This is a genomic window from Synechococcus elongatus PCC 6301 (assembly GCF_000010065.1).
Lineage (GTDB): Bacteria > Cyanobacteriota > Cyanobacteriia > Synechococcales > Synechococcaceae > Synechococcus > Synechococcus elongatus.
Window position 1 is genome coordinate 1,793,052 of sequence record NC_006576.1, and the last position, 23,043, is coordinate 1,816,094.

The 23,043-nt window shown below is 55.5% G+C and carries 18 protein-coding genes and 1 tRNA gene; 13 read left to right on the plus strand and 6 right to left on the minus strand.

All coding sequences use genetic code 11. The features are described from left to right. Nucleotides 1-57 precede the first annotated feature (57 nt). The 7 genes from map to pnp all read left to right on the plus strand — a co-directional run bounded on the left by map (nt 58) and on the right by pnp (nt 8,433). Entirely contained in the window at nt 58-891 is an 834-nt protein-coding gene (gene map / locus SYC_RS08835) for a type I methionyl aminopeptidase (protein WP_011243970.1), read from the plus strand. Between the two features lie 152 nt (nt 892-1,043). Then, nucleotides 1,044-2,057: a PstS family phosphate ABC transporter substrate-binding protein gene (locus SYC_RS08840; RefSeq protein WP_011243971.1), complete on the plus strand. Its 1,014-nt coding sequence runs from the start codon at nt 1,044-1,046 to the stop codon at nt 2,055-2,057. A gap of 279 nt (nt 2,058-2,336) precedes the next feature. After that, entirely contained in the window at nt 2,337-3,350 is a 1,014-nt protein-coding gene (locus SYC_RS08845; protein WP_011243972.1) for a PstS family phosphate ABC transporter substrate-binding protein, read from the plus strand. An 85-nt stretch (nt 3,351-3,435) separates the two neighbouring features. Beyond that, nucleotides 3,436-4,368, plus strand: a complete 933-nt coding sequence (gene pstC, locus SYC_RS08850) for a phosphate ABC transporter permease subunit PstC (RefSeq protein ID WP_011378465.1) — start codon at nt 3,436-3,438, stop codon at nt 4,366-4,368. Continuing rightward, a complete protein-coding gene (pstA, locus tag SYC_RS08855; protein ID WP_011243974.1) occupies nt 4,368-5,279 on the plus strand; it encodes a phosphate ABC transporter permease PstA in 912 nt (303 codons plus the stop codon). The genes pstC and pstA overlap by 1 nt, the downstream gene beginning before the upstream one ends. Nucleotides 5,280-5,326: 47 nt before the next feature. Then, nucleotides 5,327-6,121, plus strand: coding sequence for a phosphate ABC transporter ATP-binding protein PstB (gene pstB / locus SYC_RS08860; RefSeq protein WP_011243975.1), 795 nt, complete (start codon nt 5,327-5,329; stop codon nt 6,119-6,121). Nucleotides 6,122-6,282: 161 nt separating this feature from the next. Beyond that, nucleotides 6,283-8,433, plus strand: a complete 2,151-nt coding sequence (gene pnp / locus SYC_RS08865) for a polyribonucleotide nucleotidyltransferase (RefSeq protein WP_011243976.1) — start codon at nt 6,283-6,285, stop codon at nt 8,431-8,433. A gap of 272 nt (nt 8,434-8,705) precedes the next feature. On the opposite strand, the gene crtR is transcribed toward pnp, so the two are convergent. Both crtR and SYC_RS08875 read right to left on the minus strand, forming a co-directional pair. Further along, entirely contained in the window at nt 8,706-9,701 is a 996-nt protein-coding gene (gene crtR, locus SYC_RS08870) for a beta-carotene hydroxylase (protein ID WP_011243977.1), read from the minus strand. Nucleotides 9,702-9,919: 218 nt separating this feature from the next. Then, nucleotides 9,920-10,001, minus strand: a tRNA-Leu gene (locus SYC_RS08875). Nucleotides 10,002-10,103: 102 nt separating this feature from the next. Between SYC_RS08875 and SYC_RS08880 the strand changes: the two genes are divergently transcribed. From SYC_RS08880 to msrA, 3 genes are all read left to right on the plus strand, one after another. Continuing rightward, entirely contained in the window at nt 10,104-11,537 is a 1,434-nt protein-coding gene (locus tag SYC_RS08880) for a Ycf66 family protein (protein ID WP_011243978.1), read from the plus strand. Between the two features lie 71 nt (nt 11,538-11,608). Further along, a complete protein-coding gene (ileS, locus tag SYC_RS08885; RefSeq protein ID WP_011243979.1) occupies nt 11,609-14,473 on the plus strand; it encodes an isoleucine--tRNA ligase in 2,865 nt (954 codons plus the stop codon). 58 nt (nt 14,474-14,531) lie between these two features. Beyond that, the gene (gene msrA / locus SYC_RS08890; RefSeq protein ID WP_011243980.1) at nt 14,532-15,128 is read left to right on the plus strand and encodes a peptide-methionine (S)-S-oxide reductase MsrA; all 597 of its coding nucleotides are present in this window, start codon (nt 14,532-14,534) and stop codon (nt 15,126-15,128) included. A gap of 43 nt (nt 15,129-15,171) precedes the next feature. Here msrA and SYC_RS08895 read toward each other — a convergent pair whose 3' ends face one another. From SYC_RS08895 to SYC_RS08910, 4 genes are read right to left on the minus strand one after another with little or no spacing between them, the layout of a single operon-like run. Further along, nucleotides 15,172-15,792 (minus strand): DUF938 domain-containing protein, encoded by a 621-nt coding sequence (locus tag SYC_RS08895; protein WP_011243981.1) that lies wholly within the window; start codon nt 15,790-15,792, stop codon nt 15,172-15,174. Nucleotides 15,793-15,795: 3 nt separating this feature from the next. Continuing rightward, the gene (gene ilvN, locus SYC_RS08900; protein ID WP_011243982.1) at nt 15,796-16,314 is read right to left on the minus strand and encodes an acetolactate synthase small subunit; all 519 of its coding nucleotides are present in this window, start codon (nt 16,312-16,314) and stop codon (nt 15,796-15,798) included. A 16-nt stretch (nt 16,315-16,330) separates the two neighbouring features. Next, nucleotides 16,331-17,251: an alpha/beta fold hydrolase gene (locus SYC_RS08905; protein ID WP_011243983.1), complete on the minus strand. Its 921-nt coding sequence runs from the start codon at nt 17,249-17,251 to the stop codon at nt 16,331-16,333. Beyond that, nucleotides 17,248-17,856: a Uma2 family endonuclease gene (locus SYC_RS08910; protein WP_011243984.1), complete on the minus strand. Its 609-nt coding sequence runs from the start codon at nt 17,854-17,856 to the stop codon at nt 17,248-17,250. The genes SYC_RS08905 and SYC_RS08910 overlap by 4 nt, the downstream gene beginning before the upstream one ends. Before the next feature lie 165 nt (nt 17,857-18,021). Between SYC_RS08910 and SYC_RS08915 the strand changes: the two genes are divergently transcribed. Genes SYC_RS08915 through SYC_RS08920 form a run of 3 tightly spaced genes read left to right on the plus strand, consistent with a single transcriptional unit; the run spans nt 18,022 to nt 23,009 of the window. After that, nucleotides 18,022-21,687, plus strand: coding sequence for a hypothetical protein (locus tag SYC_RS08915; RefSeq protein ID WP_162010029.1), 3,666 nt, complete (start codon nt 18,022-18,024; stop codon nt 21,685-21,687). Then, nucleotides 21,684-21,830: a hypothetical protein gene (locus tag SYC_RS13840; protein ID WP_155813912.1), complete on the plus strand. Its 147-nt coding sequence runs from the start codon at nt 21,684-21,686 to the stop codon at nt 21,828-21,830. Before SYC_RS08915 ends, SYC_RS13840 begins: the two co-directional genes overlap by 4 nt. A gap of 33 nt (nt 21,831-21,863) precedes the next feature. Next, nucleotides 21,864-23,009, plus strand: a complete 1,146-nt coding sequence (locus SYC_RS08920) for an SAM-dependent methyltransferase (RefSeq protein WP_011243986.1) — start codon at nt 21,864-21,866, stop codon at nt 23,007-23,009. Nucleotides 23,010-23,043 lie beyond the last annotated feature (34 nt).

Here is a 23,043-nt window from a genome sequence, read left to right on the forward strand (position 1 = left end):
CTGCGATCGCAAGAGTCAATCTGTTAGCGTTAGGGGAGTTTTCGCCCAGCCTGCGCAATGAATCTCCTGACCAATTTGCTTGCGCCCGTTGAATCCCCCTCGGGGCCGCGCATCAAAAAACAGCGCCGGGGTGTTGAGATCAAGTCCAGCCGCGAAATTGACATCATGCGGCAGGCAGGCCGGATTGTGGCAACGGTGCTCAAGGAAGTGTCAGAGCGCGTTGAGCCGGGCATGACCACAGCAGACATTGATGCCTATGCCGAGCAACGCATTCGCGAGATGGGCGCAACGCCCAGTTTCAAGGGTTACCACGGGTTTCCCGCCTCGATCTGCGCCAGCGTCAACGACGAAGTGGTGCATGGCATTCCCAATTCGCGCAAAGTGATCCGCGAAGGCGATTTGCTGAAAGTGGATACAGGGGCCTTTTTCCAAGGCTTCCACGGAGACTCTTGCATCACGATCGCGGTGGGTAGAGTCTCGGCAGAAGCAGAAAAATTGCAGCGAGTGGCTGAAGAAGCGCTGTTCAAAGGGATTGAACAAGTCAAAGCAGGGGCGTATCTCCTCGATTTGGCCGGAGCCATTCAGGATCACGTCGAGGCGAATGGCTTCAGCATCGTCGAAGACTACACCGGCCATGGTGTCGGTCGGAACCTTCACGAAGAACCGTCCGTCTTCAACTACCGGACCCGCAGCCTGCCGAATGTGAAATTGCGGGCTGGTATGACCCTCGCGATCGAGCCGATTCTCAATGCGGGCTCCAAGCAGACTCGTACTCTACGCGATAAGTGGACGGTTGTTACCATCGACCGCTCATGGTCGGCTCAATGGGAACACACCGTGCTCGTAACCGAAGACGGCTACGAAATTCTTACCGATCGCACCAAAGTCTAACCCTCTATCTTCTGCGAATCTGCAGCCCCAGCCCTTTTGGCTGGGGCAAAAGAAATTAACCAGACCTTACACAGAGCTTAGGGTCGCCTTAATAGGCTGTTAAACTTGCCTGCCTAGGATAAGCGTTGTGCCTTCCTCAAAGTAAGTTTTTCATGACGACCCTCAAGCCTGCACTGCGTCGTGCTGCTGTACTCCTGCCGATCGCTGCTGTCGCTTCGTCCCTTTTCCCTATCCAAGAGGCAAGCGCTCAGCGTGCACTAGTGACTGCTGACGGTTCTAGCACTGTTTTCCCAATCTCCGAAGCAGTGGCTGAAGAGTTCCAAAAACGCAATAAAAACATCAACGTCACTGTCGGCGTCTCTGGTACTGGTGGTGGCTTTAAGCGTTTCTGCAACGGTGAAATTGACATCGCCAACGCTTCTCGCCCCATCAAGAAAGAAGAAGTTGAAGCTTGCCGTAAAAAGGGCATTCGCTACATCGAGCTGCCCGTCGCTTTTGATGCGTTGACGGTTGTAGTCAACAAGTCCAATCCAGTCAACAGCATCACCACTGCTGAGTTGGCGAAGATCTTTGGCCGCGATGCCGAGAAAAAAACAACCAACTGGCGTCAAGTCAAATCCAGCTTCCCCAATCTGCCTTTGAGAGTCTACGCACCGGGTACTGACTCGGGCACTTACGATTACTTCAACGAGGCAATCCTCAATAAGAAAGGAACTCGGGGCGACCTAACTGCCAGTGAGGATGACAACATTCTGGTGCAAGGGGTGTCGCGCGATCGCGGTGGTATTGGCTTCTTTGGTTTCTCCTACTACGAAGAGAACAAAGGTAAGCTCAAAGCACTTGCTGTTGTTAACAGCAACGGCAAGGCTGTGATGCCTTCTGTCCAAAACGTGCTGAATGGCACTTACGACCCGCTGGCTCGCCCTGTCTTCATCTATGTCAGCGAGCAGGCAGCCAAAAAAGCAAACGTCAGATCGTTTGTGAACTTCTACCTGCAGAATGCAGGCAAGTTGTCGCGGGAAGTAGGATTTGTGCCGTTGCCAGCCAAAGCTTACACCGCTGCCACCCAGCGCTTCAGAAGCAACAAAACTGGCACGGTTTTTGCAGGCAAGAGCCTTGTCGGTGGTTCGATCGAAGACCTACTCAAAGCTGAAGGCATCAACTGAATCTTGATGATTCCGATTTAGTTGTTGAGGCTAGTAGGTTGAGAAACTTCTCGATTTGCTAGCCTTTCCTCTGTCTAGAGAAGTGCTGTTCAACTTATTATCGAAGCACTTTATTTCTAAAGTTAATGAGAAAATATTGAGGTAACAAGATTTATTTAAAGAGTATTAGAGAGTATTAAAAGTGTTGAGTTCTTGACCTTAACCGGATCTTTACTTGGGTAATGCGGAATCCAGCTATGCTTTCCTAGTGTGAGCTTTAGGTAATCAACGGTTAACGTCATGGCTTCCCTAAAATTCCGACTGCTTGGCCTTGCAACGCTGGCAGTCTTGGCAACTACCGCTTGCAGCTCTGGTGAGCAACAATCAAGCGCTGGCGGTGGTTCTGCCCTCAGCGGAGACGTCAAAGTCGACGGCTCCAGCACCGTGTTTCCAATCGGGGAAGCTATGGCTGAAGAGTTCCAGAAAAGCAATGGTGATGTGCGTGTCACTGTAGGAGTTTCTGGTACTGGCGGCGGCTTCAAAAAGTTCTGTGCTGGCGAGACGGATATCTCCAATGCTTCTCGCCCCATCAAATCTTCCGAGATGGAGCTTTGCCAGAAAAATGGAATTGAATACGTCGAGTTGCCGGTTGCCTACGATGCTCTAAGTGTTGTTGTCAACAACGAAAATAACTTTGCGACCTGCTTGACCCCGGCTCAACTCAAGACGGCATGGGATGAGGCCGCAGAAGGGAAAATTTCGAATTGGAATCAGATCGATCCGAGCTTCCCTGATACGCCATTGGTTCTCTATGGCCCTGGCACTGACTCTGGTACCTACGACTACTTCAAAGAAGCCGTCATCGGCGAAGATGGCACTCGCGGCGACTTCACTGCTTCTGAAGACGACAACATCATCGTTCAAGGGGTCGAGCGGAGTCCCGGTGCCATGGGCTTCTTTGGTTTGGCTTACCTCGAAGAAAATGCTGGCAAGCTGAAAGCCCTCAATATCCAAAACTCGAAAGGCGACTGCGTTGCCCCCAGTGTTGAAACCACGCGGGATGGTAGCTACGAGCCCCTCTCGCGGCCGCTCTTTGTCTACATCGCCAAATCGGCTCTAGAGAAACCCCAAGTCCAAGCATTTGCCGAATACTTGGTGAACCCGGCCAACGGTAAGCTGGTAGCAGAAGCTGGCTACATTCAGTTGCCAGACGCTCTCTTACCCAAGGTGGTTGATCGTCTAAAGAATCAAACTACCGGTACCGTTTTTGGTGGCGGTAGCGATGTGGGTGTCAACCTTGCCGAAAAGCTCTAAATAATGAGCCTTGACGAGAAAGCTCGGGTTCCCGAGCTTTCTCGTTTGGATTGTGCGATCGCTAAATCCTTTGTTCCTCTGACTTATGTCTGCTGCGGCCCCACCCTCAAGAGCCTCTTTGTTCAAGCCCAACCGTGAGCGCAACCGGCGCAACGAGTTGATCGTCAAGGCAATCTTTGGCATTTTCGCCTTTGTCTCAGTCTTGACGACATTGGGCATCGTTTTCACGCTGATCTTTGAAACCTACGAGTTTTTCAAAGAAATTCCGCTAATTCGTTTTCTGACAGAAACCCGCTGGACGCCTCTTTTCCCAAGCGCTCAGTTTGGAATTGTAGTGCTCCTATCAGGAACCTTCTCGACTACTCTGATTGCTCTGCTGGTGGCAGTCCCCTTGGGGCTGCTGAGCGCTATCTGCCTAAGTGAGTACGCCACACCTCGGGCACGAAACCTGCTCAAGCCAGCCTTAGAAGTGATTGCTGGTGTCCCTAGCGTTGTCTTTGGCTACTTTGCTCTTCTCTTTGTGACGCCCTTGCTGCAATCCTTTATTCCTGGGTTGCAGGGGTTTAATACCCTCTCCGCTGGGATGGTTTTGGGGATTGCAATCACCCCGCTGGTCGCTTCACTCAGCGAGGACGCCATTTTTGCAGTGCCTAGCAGCATGCGCGAAGGGGCCTATGCCTTGGGTGCAACAAAGCGCGAAACCATTGTCTCCGTCGTTCTACCTGCTGCTTTGTCGGGAATTGTCGCCTCGATTGTCTTGGCGATCTCGCGCGCTGTCGGTGAGACGATGATTGTGGCGATCGCGGCGGGCTTAACCCCAAATCTAACCCTCAACCCCCTAGAACCGGCCCAGACCATGACCTCCTTTATTGTGCAGGTCAGTTTGGGAGACACCCCAACAGGTTCACTGGCCTACAAAACCATTTTTGCCGTGGGGATGACCCTGTTCTTGCTGACGCTCGTGCTCAACATCTTTAGCTACTGGTTCGTGCGTCGCTTCCAGGAGAAATACGAATAATGGCTGCCACAGTTCCCAACCAACCCGCAGCAGCGCCGGCTCGTCCCTTTCGGCCTCGCCTCGCCCATCGTTATCGTCTCGACGCAGTGATGATGACGGCTGCTTGGACGGGTGTTGCGATCGCGCTGCTCGTCTTGCTGGCGTTGATCAGCGATGTCTTCCGCAGCGGCATTCCCTACCTCAATTGGGATTTCTTGACCAGCTTCCCCTCGCGTCGCCCCAGTAGTGCTGGGATTCTTTCCGCTTGGGTCGGAACCGTCTACTCGATCTTTTTGGTTGGCTTGATTGGTTTCCCCTTGGGTGTGGGTGCAGGGATTTACCTCGAGGAGTTTGCGCCAGACAACTGGTTTACCCGTCTGGTAGAAATCAACGTCAACAATTTGGCTGGCGTTCCTGCCATCATCTACGGTCTGCTGGGTCTAGAGCTGTTTGTGCGGATTGCCTCGCCGGTTACAGGCGGTCGCAGCTTGCTATCGGGTTCTTTGACGCTGGCGCTGCTGATCCTTCCGATTGTGATCGTTTCGACTCGGGAGTCACTGCGGGCTGTTCCTGACAGTACCCGTCAGGCAGGCTTTGCCCTTGGTGCTACCCGTTGGCAAGTCGTTCGTACGATCATCGTCCCAGAAGCGGCTTCGGGGATCTTGACCGGTACGATTCTGGGCATTTCCCGTGCGATCGGTGAAGCAGCTCCCCTGATTACGATTGGGGCGTTGACCTTCATTTCCTTCCTGCCCGACAACCTCCAAAGTCCCTTTACCGTCCTGCCAATTCAAATCTTTAACTGGGTCTCTCGTCCCCAGGCTGAGTTCCAGAATTTGGCGGCGGCCGCGATCATCGTGTTGCTAGCGATTTTGCTAACCATGAACTCGATCGCGATCGTGATTCGCAACAAGTTGCAAGTCAAACGCTAAAGCTGTCTGTTCCACTGCCCCTAATTCTGTTGAATTCTTGCTGACTTATGAGCCCCACTGCTGGTGAGAACATTCTGCTAAAGGCCGAAGCCCTCTCGGTTTATTACGGCAATTCGCTTGCGGTCAAAGACGTCTACTTGGAAGTTCTCAAGAACAAGATCGTTGCCTTTATCGGTCCATCGGGTTGCGGCAAGAGCACTATCCTTCGCTGCTTTAACCGGATGAACGACCTGATCAATGGCTGCCGTGTTCAGGGCCGAATCACCTTCCACGATCAGGAAATCAACGACGGTCGTGTCGATGCTGTGGAACTGCGCAGCCGCATCGGCATGGTGTTCCAGAAACCCAACCCCTTCCCCAAGAGCATCTACGAAAACATCGCTTATGGTGCCCGGATTAACGGCTACCAAGGCGATATGGATGAGCTGGTCGAAAAGTCGCTGCGTCAAGCGGCACTCTGGGATGAGGTCAAGGATAAGCTGAAAGATAGTGGTCTTGCCCTCTCGGGTGGTCAGCAGCAGCGGCTTTGCATTGCTCGTACCGTTGCTGTGCAGCCTGAGGTGATCTTGATGGATGAGCCTTGCTCGGCACTCGACCCCATCTCGACCTTGGCGATCGAGGAGTTGATGCAGACTCTGAAAGAGCAGTACACGATCATCATCGTGACTCACAACATGCAGCAGGCTTCTCGAACTTCGGACTACACCGCATTCTTCAATGCGCGGGCAACCGAAGGCGGCGGCAAGATGGGCTACCTGGTGGAATTCGACACCACCGAGAAAATCTTTGATAGCCCAGACCAAGAAGCGACGGCCGACTACGTCAGTGGCCGTTTCGGCTAAACCCCTGAAGCCATCACCCTTTCTGTAACCCGAGGCCAGTCCCAAGCGTCTCGGGTTTTGCTTTGCTGAGCTTGCATTTGGACTATCTGCGATCGCAATCAGTTGCCGTCTGCCGCTGCAGAGTGTCAGGATCGAAGACAGAAAAGACAAGGAAACACATAATGCCACAACTCAGCAAGTCGTTGTCCTTTGATGGACGCGATATTCGGCTGGAGCTGGGCCTGTTCGCCCCACAGGCTGGAGGTTCCGTTCTGATTAGCTCAGGGGACACCGCCGTTTTGGTGGCTGCGACCCGTTCGACGGCACGGGAAGGGATTGATTTTCTGCCGTTGACTGTCGATTACGAAGAGCGGATGTATGCAGCCGGTCGCATTCCGGGCGGCTTTCTCCGCCGTGAAGGGCGTCCTCCTGAACGCGCAACCCTGACTAGCCGCTTGATCGATCGCCCGCTGCGTCCGCTGTTCCCCAGTTGGCTGCGGGATGATCTGCAGGTCGTGGCAACCACACTCTCGATGGACGAGACAGTTCCCCCCGACGTTCTGGCGGCGACTGGCGCTTCGATCGCTACCTTAGTTGCCAAAATTCCCTTCTACGGGCCAATGGCAGCGGTACGAGTAGGCTTAGTTGGCGATGATTTCATCATCAACCCCACCTACCGCGAGATTGAAAAAGGCGACCTTGACCTCGTAGTGGCTGGTACCCCCGCTGGGGTGATCATGGTCGAGGCTGGAGCTAACCAGCTGCCAGAAGCCGACGTGATCGAAGCGATCGACTTTGGCTATGAAGCCGTTCAAGAGTTGATTAAGGCTCAGCAGAGTCTGCTGGCGGAGTTGGGCATCGAGCAGATCCTGCCGGAAGCACCCAACGCCGACAATACCCTCGAGAACTTCGTCCGCGATCGCGCCAGTAGCGGTGTTCAGCAAGTGCTGCAGCACTTTAGCTTCACCAAGTCGGAGCGCGATGCAGCCTTAGATGAGGTTAAAGCCAGCGTCGTTGAAGCGATCGCTGCTCTGCCAGAAGAGGATCCGGTTCGTAGCGTCACTGCCGCAGAACCCAAAGCGCTGGGCAACACCTTCAAAGCCCTGACCAAAACCTTGATGCGTCAGCAAATCCTGCGCGATGGTGTTCGGGTCGATGGTCGGAAACTCGATCAGGTGCGGCCGATCTCCAGTCAGGTTGGCTTGCTGCCGCCGCGAGTCCATGGTTCTGGCCTGTTTCAGCGGGGTCTGACGCAGGTGCTGTCGATCGCGACTCTCGGCACGCCTGGGGATGCGCAAGAACTGGATGATCTGCATCCCGACACCCAGAAGCGCTACCTGCATCACTACAACATGCCCCCCTATTCCGTTGGCGAAACGCGGCCGATGCGATCGCCCGGTCGGCGGGAAATTGGCCATGGCGCTTTGGCAGAGCGCGCGTTGCTTCCCGTGTTGCCGTCCAAGGAAGAATTCCCCTACGTGATTCGGGTGGTTTCCGAGGTGCTGTCCTCCAACGGCTCCACCTCGATGGGCTCCGTCTGCGGCTCGACGCTGGCGCTGATGGATGCTGGCGTCCCCATCAAAAAGCCGGTCAGCGGCGCAGCCATGGGGCTGATCCGCGAAGGCGATGAGTACCGTGTCCTGACCGACATCCAAGGGATTGAAGACTTCTTGGGTGACATGGACTTTAAGGTAGCGGGCACCGATCAGGGCATTACGGCTCTGCAGATGGATATGAAAATCCATGGTCTGCCCTTAGAGATCATTGCGGATGCCATCAACCAGGCGAAGCCGGCGCGTTTGCACATCCTCAACAAGATGCTGGAAGCGATCGCCACGCCTCGGGCTGACCTTTCGACCTATGCGCCCCGCCTGTTCCGGATTCAAATCAATCCTGAGCAAATTGGCTTGGTCATTGGTCCTGGTGGCAAAACAATCCGCTCTATCACTGAGCAAACTGGTGCCAAGATCGACATCGAAGATACGGGAGCCGTGACCATCTCGGCAGTCGATGCTGATTCGGCGCTGCGAGCGAAGTCGATCATCGAAGGCATGACCCGCACAATCACTGCCGGCGATGTCTACATCGGCAAAGTGACCCGCATCATCCCGATTGGAGCCTTTGTGGAGTTCCTGCCGGGCAAAGAAGGCATGATTCACATCTCGCAAATTGCCGATTATCGGGTGGCTCGTGTTGAAGATGAGCTGACGGTGGGCGATGAGGTCGTGGTCAAAGTCCGCGAGATTGACCAAAAGGGTCGGGTTAACCTCACCCGTAAAGGGATTGATCCGGAGGAAGTCTCAGCAGCACGGGCGGCTGTCGAAGCGTCTTAGGTCCCTGAGGGCCACTCAGACTCCTTGAGCTGAGGCTCTTTCAAGCTTTCAGATAACAAGCGGTAGGGGATTCGTCTCGTACCGCTTGTTAGTTCGAATTTTCGTGAGCTTTGGCTGAATCTAAGTCACTCAACCTCTGTCGGCAAAGACAGTGAGACCTGCAAGTTGCCGCGATCGCCCGTGCTGGATTGACCTCAATTACTCAGACCTATAAGAAAAAACCCAGCCCTACCAGGACCGGGTTGAACGAGTCATCAATTCGGAGCGGTCAGCTACTTCGTCAAGGCTGGCTCACGAGAGTCTTCTGTGGCAGACATCGGAGCTTTTGCGAGAACGGCTGATTCACTCGACTTCGTTTCAGGAACGACGGAGCTCTGCGGCTCAGCCTCGTGCGATTGGTGAATGCGGATGCCGATGAAAACGTCGTAGATAAAGTTCCAGAAATCTTTTTTGCTGGAGAGAATCCCGAGCGTTTGCGGCGACTGGCGTAGGTCCAACAACGGCTTGGTAGCGTGGTAGGCCGGTCGGTAGAGATACCAGGGGATCGATGGCCAGAGGTGATGGATCAGGTGATAGTTCTGACCCATGATCAGGATGTTCATCACCTGACCGGGATAGACCCGTGCATTGCGCCAGCGGTTGCGCTCTTGGAAGGGGCGGTGGGGTAAATAGTCGAAGAAGAGTCCTAGGGCAATGCCAACGACCAAGGCTGGAGCCAGCCAGTAGTTCATCAGGAAGCCCAGGAAGCCAAACTTGACGCCGCAGGCAAAGATGCCGATGACCACAGCGCGACTGAGGAACCATTCGAGTAATTCAAATTTCTTCCAAAGGCGGCGCTGGAAGAAATAGATCTCGTGATAGAAGAAGCGCGGTGCGATCAACCACAGCGGCCCAAAGGTGGAAACGATGTGGTCGGGATCGTTCTTGGGATCGTTGACGTGGGCGTGATGTTGCAGGTGAACCCGCGTAAACACCGGAAAAGTAAAGCCCAGCAATAGTGCACTGCCATGTCCCAAAATCGCATTCAGAATGCGACTGGCGTGAGCCACATTATGAGAGGCATCGTGAATGACGGTGCCTACCAAATGTAAGGCTGTGACACTCAGAAGGAAAGATAGCCAGTGGGGCCAACTCCAGCACCAGTACCCCAAAACTGAGAGCGCCGCGCAGGTATAACCTGCCAAGAAGAGTGCGACGGTGGGGTTGAAGCCTCCTGGAGCACCAAGAAACTTCTTCGGTACTGTCAGGGGCGTTTGAGCCTCTGACATGCCTGCCAGACTCCGTTGAATGGTTCTCGCGTAGTATACGACACCGCTTTTGAAAGGTGAAATTTTATGAAGCCTTTCTCAGGATTGGTACGGATGGTGAATCCAGCACGCCAGTGTCAATTAATACGTTAGCCAGAGAATAACTAGTTCAGTCAAGAAGTCAATCGCTTTGGGCGCAATCGCTAGAAGAATCTATCAGTTTTGAGCAATTTTGAGGATGCGGACGAAAGGACTTGAACCTTCACACCTTGCGGTACCAGAACCTAAATCTGGCGCGTCTGCCAATTCCGCCACGTCCGCGAACCGGAGGCTATCCTAGCACGAGGCCAGAGCGATCGCTGTGACCAGCGAATTTCCATCTGTCCCTGACAATAGGTTGCAGACTCGCAGGAGAGGAAGACGATGCTGGCGCTGCTACTGGCGATCGCGGTGGCGATCGCAGCTCTGGGACTGTTTTTGGCTGCAGTGCTCTTGCCGCCCTTGACCCGTCGCAGTGACTTGATTTGGAGCGGCGTTGCGGGTCTGTACGCCCTGATCCTCTGGAATGCTCACAGCCAATTTCGCGGGGCGCTGTTGCTGAGTCAAATTGCCGCGATCGCACTCTTGGGGTGGTTGGGTCAGCAAGCGATCCAAAGCCGCTGGTTGGCACTCAGTCCTGAAGATCAAGCGGCTTGGCAACAGGGCTTACTCTGGCAGCAAGGTTGGCAGCGTTTTCAGAAATTAGATTGGAAAGCGGTTTGGTCCACACCCAGCCGTGAAACCTCAGCCAGTTCGGGCCCTGGGCTGCTTGGTGGACTGCGCAATCGTCTTCAAGGCCGTAAGACTCACGGCAAAAAATTTGTCCGCCCTGAAGAGTCAACTCCGGCTGCTCCTGTCACTGAGGAAGCCGTTGCAGAACTGCAAGAACCAGTTGTCACCGAACCTGCAGAGCAAACAGAAGTCGCGATCGCAGCGGCCACGACCCAACAAGCCATTGCTGAAGTCGTAACGGAAGCTGTCGAGACGGTAACGGATCAAGTGGAATCAGCGATCGCAGCGGTCACTGAACCAGTTGTGGATGCCGCGACTGACCTGACCGAGGGAGTCGAGGAAACTATCGCTGAAGTTAGCGAAGTCGCTGAAACGGTCACCGAATCAGTCACAGAAGTGGTAGAGCCAGTTGCAGACACGGCGATCGAAGAAACTTCTGTTGCTGTGGAATCTGTTGAAACAGCAGTTACAGAGACGATCGAGCAGTCCACTGAGGTTGTTGAAGACTTCGTTGAAGCACAAGCTGCTGAGGCAGTGGTCGAAGTGGCAGTAGAAGAATCGGTAGAGGCCAGTGAACCTGCGCTAGAAGTCACGACTGAAGTTGTTGAGACTGAACCGGCAGCGATCGCAACCCCTGAAGTCTCAGACCAGCTAGAGGTCGATCGCGAGGAAGTCACCGAAGCGGTTGCGGATGTAGAAGCTCCAGTCGCAACAGCGAGCGCCCCTGAGGCAGAAGCGGCGACGGCAGAGAGCTCTCTCAGCCCAGTCGAAGCGATTGTCGAAACGGCAGAGGCAGCCGAGATCGCGTCTGAGAGGGCAGACGGTCCTGAATCAGAGCCCACACCTGAGGCGGTGACGGAAGCTGAGTCCGAAGCGATCGTTGTAGTTGAGGACAGTCCTGCTGCTGAACGGGAGGAAGAGGCGATCGCGCCGGATGTGGTCAAGCCTGATGTGGAAGCCGTTGCGATCGTTGTGGATCCTGAGGTGTCTGCTACACCTGTGGAATTGCAGCCGGTGATTATCGGCAGTCTGGATGAATTGCGCAATCCTGACCCTGATCTAGCCGAACGTTTGGGCTTGTCTTAGTGCCCTCAGTTGAAGCGCTAGGAGTCTGTCAAGGATAATGGGATGACTGCCCGTCGACCCCGGATTCCAGCGTGGCTGAAGTTTCTGCCTACAAAGACACCCTCAATCTGCTCCAAACACCGTTCAACATGCGCGCCAACGCGCCGGTGCGGGAGCCAGAAATTCAGCAGTTCTGGGCCGATCGGCAGATTTACGAAACCCTGTCTCGACAGAATCCGGGCGCACCGTTTGTGCTGCACGATGGCCCGCCCTACGCCAACGGGGCGCTGCACATGGGACACGCCCTCAACAAAACCCTGAAGGACATCATCAACAAGTACCAACTGCTACAAGGGCGGAAGGTGCGCTACGTGCCGGGTTGGGACTGCCACGGCCTGCCGATCGAGCTGAAAGTCTTGCAGGAGCTGTCTTCGGAGGAGCGTCGCAATCTCACACCTTTGACGCTGCGGCAAAAGGCTAAGGCCTACGCCTTGGCGCAAGTGGAGCAACAAAGCCAAAGTTTTCAGCGCTACGGCGTTTGGGCCGATTGGGATGCGCCCTATTTGACGCTGACGCCGGAATACGAAGCGGCACAAATTGATGTCTTTGGACAGATGGTCCTGAAGGGCTACATCTATCGCGGCCTCAAGCCCGTCCATTGGAGCCCCAGTTCACGCACGGCGCTGGCGGAAGCTGAGCTGGAATATCCAGACGGCCACACCTCGCGCAGCATCTACGTGGCGATGCCGATCGTGCAGCTCTCAGAAGCGGCGCAGCCGTTGCTGGGGAATTACGCCAATCTGGCGCTGGCGATCTGGACGACGACACCTTGGACAATTCCGGCCAACCTCGCCGTGGCGGTCAATGGTGAGCTGACCTACGCGGTGGTGCAAGCGGGCGATTGCCATTTGATTGTGGCTGCGGAACTGGCGGAGAGTCTGAGCAAGACCTTTGCCACCGAGCTAACTGTTCTGGCGACCTTCCCGGGATCGGTTCTGGAACATAGCCGCTATCGCCACCCGCTCTACGATCGCGAAAGTCCCGTGGTGATTGGCGGCGACTACATCACGACCGAATCCGGTACCGGCTTGGTACATACGGCACCCGGCCATGGTCAGGATGACTTTATCGTCGGCAACCGTTACGGGCTGGAGGTCTTCTGCCCTGTTGATGACAAGGGCGACTTTACGGCGGCTGTGGGCGATCGCCTCGTGGGCAAAAATGTCCTCAAGGATGCCAATGCAGCGGTCATCGAGTGGCTGACCGAAGTCGGCGCGCTGCTGAAGGAAGAGAGCTACGCCCACCGCTATCCCTACGATTGGCGCACCAAAAAGCCGACGATTTTCCGTGCGACCGAGCAGTGGTTTGCCTCGGTGGAAGGCTTCCGCGAGCAGGCTCTGCAGGCGATCGCTGAAGTGGACTGGATTCCGGCGCAGGGCGAAAACCGAATCACCTCAATGGTCAGTGAGCGTAGTGATTGGTGCATCTCGCGGCAGCGGACCTGGGGTGTGCCGATTCCTGTTTTCTACGATGAAGAAAGCGGCGAAGCACTGCTGAATGCCGAGACAATCGCCCATGTGCGCGCGATCGTGGCAGAACGCGGCTCCGATGCTTGGTGGGAACTCGACGTTGCTGACCTGCTGCCTGAGCCCTACCGCAGCAATGGCCGGCGCTATCGCAAAGGCACCGACACAATGGATGTCTGGTTTGACTCCGGTTCCTCGTGGGCGGCGGTTGCCTCGCAGCGCGAAGGCTTGCACTACCCTGCCGATCTCTATCTGGAAGGATCGGATCAGCATCGCGGCTGGTTCCAATCCAGTCTGCTGACCAGCGTGGCTTGCAACGGCCATGCGCCCTATCGGCGCGTCTTGACCCATGGCTTCGCGCTGGATGAAAAGGGTCGGAAGATGAGCAAATCGCTGGGCAATGTGGTTGACCCTGCGATCGTAATTAACGGTGGCAAGGATCAAAAACAGGAGCCGCCCTACGGTGCTGATGTGTTGCGTCTTTGGGTGTCATCGGTTGACTATTCCTCCGATGTGCCGATTGGCAAAAACATCCTCAAGCAGATGGCGGATGTCTACCGTAAGATTCGCAATACGGCACGATTCTTGTTAGGTAATCTGCACGACTTTGATCCGGCTAAAGATGCGCTGCCTTGGGAAAAACTACCGGAACTCGATCGCTATCTCCTGCATCGACTGCGCGAAGTTATTCTTGAAATTCAAGATGCTTTTGAGAGCTTCCAGTTTTTCCGATTCTTCCAGACGGTTCAGAACTTCTGTGTCGTTGATCTGTCTAACTTCTATTTAGACATCGGCAAGGATCGCCTCTACATCAGTGCGCCGGATAGTCTGCGGCGGCGCAGTTGCCAAACGGTACTGGCAATTTGTGTGGAAGCGTTAGCGACTGCGATCGCGCCTGTGCTCTCGCACATGGCCGAGGACATTTGGCAAAGCTTGCCCTATCCAGCTCGGACAAAATCAGTTTTCCAAGCCGGTTGGGTTCAGCTTCAGGATGACTGGAATCAACCAGAACTTGCGGCCAAGTGGCAACAACTGCGCGACCTGCGGAGTGAAGTCAACAAGGTGTTGGAGCAAGCCCGACGCGATCAGGCGATCGGATCTTCCCTAGAAGCGAAACTCCAGCTGTGGGTGGCAGATTCGGATTGGCGGGCTGCCTTGGCCGATCGCAATCCGGCTGACAGTCTCTCGGGAACGGCGGTCGATGATCTGCGCTATCTCTTCTTGGTATCGCAAGTGGAATTGCGTGATCAACCCACGGGCTTAACCGAGGCGAAGTATCACGCTCAGACGGAAGATTGGGCGATCGCGGTGGTTGATGCCGAAGGGCAAAAATGCGATCGCTGCTGGAACTATTCGACCACTGTTGGCCAGAGTTCTGAGCATCCCGATCTTTGCGATCGCTGTGTCTCGGCACTGCAAGGCACGTTCTAGCGATCACGATTCTGAAGTTAGATCAGCAGCTTAAAAGTTCTGGGAGAGTCGAGTCACGATGAAACGGCTGTTAGTTTTGGGGCTGCTGATCGCCAGCTTTTGGTTCCCGAATACCGCTGCATGGGCTGCCACTGCAGAAGCCATTTTTGCCGGTGGTTGCTTCTGGTGTGTCGAGGCTGATTTCGACAAAGTTACTGGTGTCACTGAAACGATTTCGGGCTACAGCGGCGGCACTGTAAAAAAACCGACTTATAAACAGGTTTCTGCAGGTAAAACGGGGCATTACGAGTCGGTCAAAATCATCTACGATCCCGATCAAGTCAGCTATGACCAGCTTGTCAGTTACTTCCTGCAACACATCGATCCGCTCGATGGTGGCGGTCAATTCTGCGATCGCGGCGATCAATATCGATCGGCAATTTTCGTGACACCAGAGCAACAGCCGATTGCGGAAGCTGCGATCGCAGCCGCAGCTCAAGAACTTGGCCAACCGATTCAAACGAAAATCCAACCAGCGAAAGAATTCTGGGAAGCTGAGAACTATCACCAGAACTACTATCAAAAACAAGCTCTGCTCTATAAATACTATCGAGCCCGCTGCGGTCGCGATGCCCAAATCGCCAAGGTTTGGGGCGAGTATGAGCAACAATCCTAAGGACAGCCCTGTAGACGTAGCGATCGCTCTAATCAGTCAGAGATCAGGCGATCGCGCGAAAACAAACCGAGAGATTATTGCTAGGCATTTCGACAATGCGATCGAGACGAAATTGCTCAGCTTCAGCAACAGCAGTCACATCCTCAAGATTACGCGCACCCCAAGCTGGATTGCGAGCTTGTAAGGAAGCATCAAAAGCTTCATTACTCGGTGCCGTATGTTGACCGCCCCGCTTGTAAGCGCCGTAGAGATAGATCAAGCCGTCGACTGAAAGTAATTGCTTTGCACCGGCAAATAACCCCAGCGTGGCTTCCCACGGCGAGATGTGGATCAGATTAATGGCCGCGATCGCGACAACTGGCTGCGGGAATTCAGGCACAGATTCAACCCAGTCAGACCGAGTGACATCGATCGCGATCGCCTCACCCAAGTTAGGAGCATTGACGTGCGATCGCCAAGCAGCAATGCTGCGACGACTTTCCTCGTTGGGATCGCTGGGTTGCCAAAAATAATCCGGCAATTGCGGTGCAAAATAAGCCCCATGCTCACCCGTCCCGCTGGCAATCTCTAAAACCGTACCGGGCGATCGCAACTCATCCTTCAAGACAGCAAGAATCGCATCCCGATTCCGTTCGGTTGCGGGCGCATAGAGGCGATCGTCCACGCTCTAGACCCGCGCTTCCAAAGCTTTGAGAAACTCCGTGTTGACGCCGGATTCACGGGTCAGTGCCACCTTGCCGGTGCGTGAAATTTCCCGGATGCCGAAGCGTTGCAGCACCTGCACGATCGCGACCATCTTGCCGGGGTCGCCCACAACTTCAACGATCAGTGAGTCTTCAGCCACATCGACAACGCGGGCGCGGAAGATTTGCACCAGCTCCAAAATTTCCGAGCGATTGCTGCTGTTGGCATTGACCTTAATCAGCATCAGCTCGCGTTCAACACAGGGCACTTCCGAAATGTCCTGAACCTTGAGCACGTTGATCAGCTTGTAGAGCTGCTTGGTGATTTGCTCAATTTCGCGATCGTCGCCCTGTACCACCATCGTGATCCGCGAGATGCCGACCTGCTCAGCGGGGCCGACGGCCAGACTTTCGATGTTGAAGCTCCGACGGGCAAATAACCCGGCAATGCGAGTCAGGACGCCCGCTTCGTCTTCAACCAACACTGAGAGGGTGCGCTTCATGGGGACAGGCAGCAAGCTAAGCCTTGATCTTAACGTCGCCTGGGTCGTGCTGCGATAACCAATTGTTGAGGCTTTGATTGACGAAAGCCGGTCGATCGTCGTGGGGACAATGGCCTGTGGCAGGCATTGGCAACCAATCCAGTTGGGGATTGAGCTGCTGACAACGCTTCGCCAAACTGAAGGGCACGAGGCGATCGCTCTCCCCCCAGATCAACAAAATCGGCTGACTCAACTGCGGCAAGACGCGATCGGCCCGCCAGTCGCGGGGAACTTCTGCATTGAAGCGAGTCATCGCCCGCAAGGCTGGGCCTGCCTCCTCCGATCGCGCTGGACGGGCAATCAGATCGAGTAAATCTGCATCAATGCGATCGCGATCGCTGTAGGCCAACGCCAACCAAGGTTTGAGTCGTTTGGGCGATCGCAACCAGAGCAGCAAAGGCTCGATCAGCCAGGGTGGGGTCAGTGCCCAGAGCAGTGCTTGCCGGAGGCTCTTGAAGCGATCGTGAGCAGCAGGCGATCGCAGCAGGCTGGTATCTGGCAGATTCAGCAGAATTAAGCCATGAACTTGCTCGGGAAAGCGATGCGCCGTCACCATCGCCACTACGGAACCGAGAGAATTGCCGATTAAAACAGCGGCGCTGCCCACAAACTGCTGGCAAAAATCCCGCACCAGCTCCGACCAGAAAGCAGGGCCGTAGTGCAAATAGCCCTTTTCGGAGTCCCCAAAGCCGACCAGATCGATCGCGTAGACGTCGCGCTCCTCTGCCAGCGCTGGAATGTTGTCACGCCAGTGCCGCCAACCCGCTCCAAAGCCGTGCAGGAAAATCACGGGTACCGCGCCCGTTGGCTGGGGCGATCGCCGGAAAGCATAGCGAACCCGTAAGCCCCGCCAGATCCAGTCTTGGCTAGTCGCCACCGTCAGCGATCGCAAACTCATCTCGATCCTTCCAATGACTCAGGGATCGACGGAGGTGCAGGCAGCGTCACATCTTCATAGAGATCGCTCAGCCGCACTTCCAGGCCAATACTCCGCAGAGGCAAAACTTCAGCGTTCGGTAAATAGAACTGCAACGTCCAGACTCCCTCGAGGCTCCGCCGGAAGCAGTCCACCCGCTGGCGGCTGGTGCTAATCAGAACATATTCCTCTAGCGTTTCAAGCGTTTGATAATCAGCAAATTTATCGCCGCGATCGAAGGCTTCGGTACTAGGCGACAGCACTTCGACAATCAATTTCGGAAAACGTTTGTAGTTGACTGTCTCTTGATCGCGAGGATCACAGGTCACCAACAGATCGGGGTAGTAGATGCAGTTAGCCTGCTGTAACCAAACTTGCATGGCTGAGCAGTAGACCCGATCGCTGCTACCGCAAACATGACTCCGAATCAAGGCGACCCAATTGCCGACAATTGTGTTGTGAACGTCGGTGATATCGGCCATCGCGTAGACTTCACCAGCCCGATATTCGTGCTTGATCTCACTCGCTGCTTCGAACTGGAGATATTCAGCGACTGACAAAGGATGCGCCTGCGGAACAGCCACCATGGTTGGGGTCTCCTGCTTGGCCTGATCTTGGCATAGGCAAAACGTGATCGCGGTCCGTTCTCTTTGTCGAGATTCAGACTGGACGTTTGTAAATCCTTCCTAAGGCTGCTGCCACAAATCAAAACGGCTGTTGATGACGTGGGCAATCCGTTGCGATCGCCCGCTATGCTACCCCTTCCGTTGGATCTTCGCGTTGATCCAGATGATCCTCGGGTTCTGGAGGGTTTAGACGCGCTGCTCCAGCTCCAATTAATTGATCATGACCAGGTTTTACAGGTGGCGCGGCGCTACCTCAGCAGTCCTCTGCCAGTTCCCAAGGTTGCCCCAGTCGCTGCGATTACCCCTGCTTCGGTGCGGCAGCCGGTTCCCCAAGCTCGCTCACGCCCCAAGCAACCTTCACGCTGGCAACGGGTTTGGGCTAGCTTTGCTGATGAGCTCAGCGTGCGCTGGCTCCTTTTCCTTGGCGTTTTTCTCGTTGTGCTCTCGTCTGGGGTTTTAGTCGCAACCCAGTGGACTTACTTTCCCGCGATCGCCCAATACCTAGTGCTGTGGAGCTACACCCTGCTGTTTTGGGGTTGCAGTCGCTGGGCGGCACGACAGTCGAATCTGACGCTGACAGCCACCAGTCTCGAAGCCGTTGCGCTGTTGCTCTTGCCCTTCAACTTCTGGGCGATCGATGGCTTGGTCATTCGTAGTGAAGGCCCAGGGCTTGCCCTGCTTTCCAGTGCACTCGCCATTCTCGCTGCTGGGATTCTGCTAGCGATCGCCCATCGCACCTATCGCCAAAGTGATTATGCACCCCCATTGTTTTGGAGTTTGATCGGTCTGCTGCTCTGTCAACTGGGTTGGCAAACGGTCTGGCCCGCACAGTGGGCGGTTTATGGCGCTGTGCTGCTCTGTCTCGGCTTACTACCTAACTGGGCTGGAAAGAGTAGTGAGGGATTACCTCGGTCAGGGCAAGTCTGGAGTCTATTTGCCCTCGGCGTGATTCTTTTGAGGGCGATCGCAGCGGAATCGGTGCCGATTTCTAGCTTGGGCATTGCGATCGCTCTGCTGGGCTGGTTGCTCTGGAGCGAACCCCGGCGAGCAGGATTGGGCAAAGACAGCTTGGAGCGGCTGGGGGCAGGACTGATTCTGCTGGCTTGGTGGGTCACTATCGGCTGGGATGCTTGGCAGGCTTTGGGTGTCACGGCGATCGCGGAAATCTGTCTGGTTCAACGCCTGAAATTAACTCGTCGTAGTTGGACACTCATTGTGCTGTTTGGCATCGGACTACTGGGCTGCTTGCTGCTCGAACCCGTCATTCCTGAGACTTGGCGACAGGGATTTGTTCTGATGGTGGCGCAAGATCCCGAAATTCCCCTCACGGTCTACAGCCTGACGCTACTGCCCTACGTCTTGATCTGGCTGGGAGTTGCGCTGAGCTTGGGGTGGCGTTGGCAACAGTCCCGCCTTTCCCGAGTTGCTGAACAACTGGCTTTTGGGCTGGGTGTAGTGCTGGCGTTGCTCAGTCTGTTTGACCCTTGGCTGCGATCGCTGGTTTGGACGACGGACGCCCTACTACTGGCCGGATTCACCTACGGCAGTCGGCCGCAATGGCGACCGCGCCTGCTGACCTTGACCTATTGGACGGGATTGATTGCGATCGTCTTTTGGGTCAGCACACTCACTAATTGGTCGACCCTCTTGCCTTGGGGCGTCTTCACCGGAGCGATCGCCCTGAGCCAGCTGGGGCTGATGGCTTGGCGGCCCCGCTCTGCTCATCATCAGCACTGGTGGCGGCAATTTCAAGCCGGGGCGCTGCTGCTGTCTGTCAGTAGTGCCCTGCTGTTAGGCCTCAACTTTGAGACGCCTCTGGCGATCGTCCTGCTTTGGTTCCTCTTGCCGTTGGGCTGGACGGGACTGGCTGCACGCTTCCCGAAACCGCGATCGCGACGACGACGGCTGGCGTTGACTAGCAGTCTCTTGCTGGGCTTGGGCTGTCTGCTGGCAGCGGTCATCACACTGGAGTCAAGCAACCCCTTACGGGTGCTCCAGCTGGCATTCTTGCTGGCCAGCCTAATTCAGGTCGCCAATGTCAGGTTTTTCCCTGTTCTGCCGCAGGCGGTCTATCACGGGGGGTTACTGCTCTGCCTAGAAGGGCTAATCCTGCTGCGCTGGCCGATCGCCCAGCACTGGTGGACAGTCGGAGCATTCACCGTTGGGGTGCTCTGGCTCCTGCGAACTCAAGTTCAGCGTCTCCGTAATCTTTTGGGGCGCATCTACAGTCGCGCGGCGGCTGGCTGGGGATTGGCGATCGCGATTGCCCTACTGGTCAGCTACCTCCCGCTTTATGTTCTGGGGCGATTCAGTCTGGTGGCGACTGCAACCTCTGCAGCGGCAAGTACGGCTTTTTGGATTTTGAGTGCAGTCACGATCGCTCGCTACTGGCGACGACCGACGTCCGTGGGTGTGGTTCTCTGGGCAGTCACGACGCAATGGGCGATTGCCGCTACGGCGCAGTCCTTGGTCAGCTCTGGCTCTGAGGTTGCTTGGTCCCTCGCAATCGCCAACCTACTGCTGGCGGGGGTCAGTGTTGGATCGATCCCGTTCCTGCCCCCTCGCTTCAGCCGCATAAGTCTGGTGCGTTGGTTGCCCCTGCTGGCCGTTGGCCTCGGATTAGTCTGGCGACTTGGGCTCTTTAATGCCTACAGCGGTGCCACTGAATTACTGGCGGCAACAGTGATCTTCACTCAGCATCGTCAAGAAATCCAACGGCAGGCCCGTCATTGGAGCTCGAGGCTGCTGCGGCTACTGGGTTTTGTGCTGATTTCCTGCGGACTCTACGAGCTTCTGATCTATGCCCTGTTGCAAAGCCAAGGCGGAAATCCAATCGATGGTCTGCTCCTGCTCTCGCTCTTGGGCATTGCGATCGCGATTGTTTATCGCAGCCTTGTTGCTTGGCGATCGCGATCGGCACCTAGCTTCTACGCCATCCCGCTCCCAAACTGGCGGCTAGCGGCCCACTTGCATTGGGGGCTGGCGAGCTTCATCCAACTGTTGACGCTGCCTGTCTTTCTGTTTTCGCAACCGGTAGGGTCAACGCTGAATCTGGCCGTTTGTCTCCTGTTGGCCAGTTATGCCTGGTTGCAAGCTCGGTTCTCTCCTGAGCGATCGCCCAGTCACTGGAGTCAGCTCTGGGTCTACGTTGGTTGCCTAGAAGCGATCGGCAGTGCTGTGCAACTCCGTTTGCTCTGGCCTGAGCTGGCAGTGCTAGATCCCATTCGCGTTTTGCTGATCGCGCTGCTGAGCCTAGCGATGTTGCAGTTCCCTTGGGCGCGCTTTGGCTGGCAGGCGGCTCCTTGGCATCGGGTTGCTGTTTGCCTGCCGATTGTGGCTTTGCTGGCCGATGCTCTCAACAGTACCTATCTGGGTTTGATTGCTGTTGGTCTGTTTTATGTTCGAGTGGCATTCCTCTACGATGCGATCCGCTGGACTTACATCAGCTTGTTGGTCGTCAATTGGATTTTCGGGAAGCTCTCATCGGATTTGGTGACCAATGAGCCCCTGATTCCAGCGATGCATCTTGGCTTGTCCATCCTCTACATCGCGCAAGTAGATCCGGCTCTGGTGAAACCTCAGGCGCGATCGCTCCGCCATTTCATTCGCATCCTCGGTAGCGGTCTAATCTGTCTGACCGCGTTGCTGTTCTACCGTGAGACTGGTTTCACGCCGATTCTGGTCAGCCTCCTGACGGTGCTGTTGGGGTTGGGGTTGCAAATTCGCGCCCTCCTCTACGTCGGCACCAGCACATTTGTGTTGACTGGGGCCTATCACCTAACCTGTGGATGACGAGTGATGCCTTTGCCAAATGGGTGGCGGGGTTAGTGATTGGCATTGTCCTGATTAGTCTGGCCGCCAACTTCGAGCGACATCGCTTGCAAATCACCAAAACCACACAATCTCTGAAAGAGCGGCTTACCTCTTGGGAATAGCAGGTCGCGATCGCCCCATGCTTTGATCCAGAGATGGACACAGCAGCAGATTGGCAGCAAGAGGGTGCTGCACGATTTCAGCAGAAAACTGCTTTTTTTCGCCCTCAAGCCCGTCCAGCGCGGGATTTGGGTGTTTTGGCGGCTGCGATCGAGCGGCGGCGTCTGGGATCGCTCAACTTATTGGAAACGATGGCAGGCTGTGGGGTGCGGAGCCTGCGCTATGCCCTGGAAGCCAAAGTCGATCGCCTAGTGGTCAGTGATGCCGACCCAGAGTTGCAACCATTGCTCCAGCAGAATCTGGCCCCGATCGCGAGCGATCGCATCGATCTGCGCTGTGATTCCGCTCGTCGTCTCTTTGCCGAAGCCTTTGCCCAGCAGCAGTTCTATGACTTTGTTGATGTCGATGCCTTCGGAACCGCCAGCGAGCATCTAGCCAGTGCATGGGATGCGGTCAAAGTCGGTGGCTGTCTTTATTTCACGGCCACTGATGGGCGATCGCTCAGCGGCCACGATTGCGATTTGGCCTTTCGTGCCTACGGCGTTTGGGCGCGTAGCCACCCCAGCATTCCTGAGCAAGGACTGCGCCTCCTGATTGCGGCGCTACAGCAGCAAGCTTGGCAGCGGGGCTTTGGGATTCAACCACTGTTTTCCTATTTTTCTGGACAAGCCTTTCGCCTATTGATTCGTCTTCTGCCCAGCACCGGCAAAGTTAATCAACAAGGCTGGCTCGGCTATTGCCACTATTGCGGCCAATACCAAGTACGTCCTTGGCGACAACTCAGCCCGGCTGCTCTGCAATGCCCAGAGGACGGACAGCCTCTCGCTCTGACAGGCCCGCTTTGGATTGGCCCCGTGCATAACGTGACCTATCTACAATCCCTGCAGCAGCAAGCGATCGCCTGGAATTGGACAGCGATCGCGGACTTATTAGCGCAATTCCAAGCCGAAGCAACCCTGCCGCCCTACTGCTACACCCTCGGGGAAATCGGGCGGCGTGGCCGACAGGATCCTCCTGCGCGATCGCGGCTGATTCAATCGCTGCAAACAGCAGGCTTTGCGGCAGCCGGTAGTCACACCCAACCCCAAGCCTTTAAGACCGATGCCCCATGGGCGACCTGTCTAGCGCTGTCTCGATCGCTCGTAATCGGCGATGCAAACAGCGGTGAATCTGCGTGCTAGGTTGATCGTCAAATGATTCCCATCCCCCTGCCTC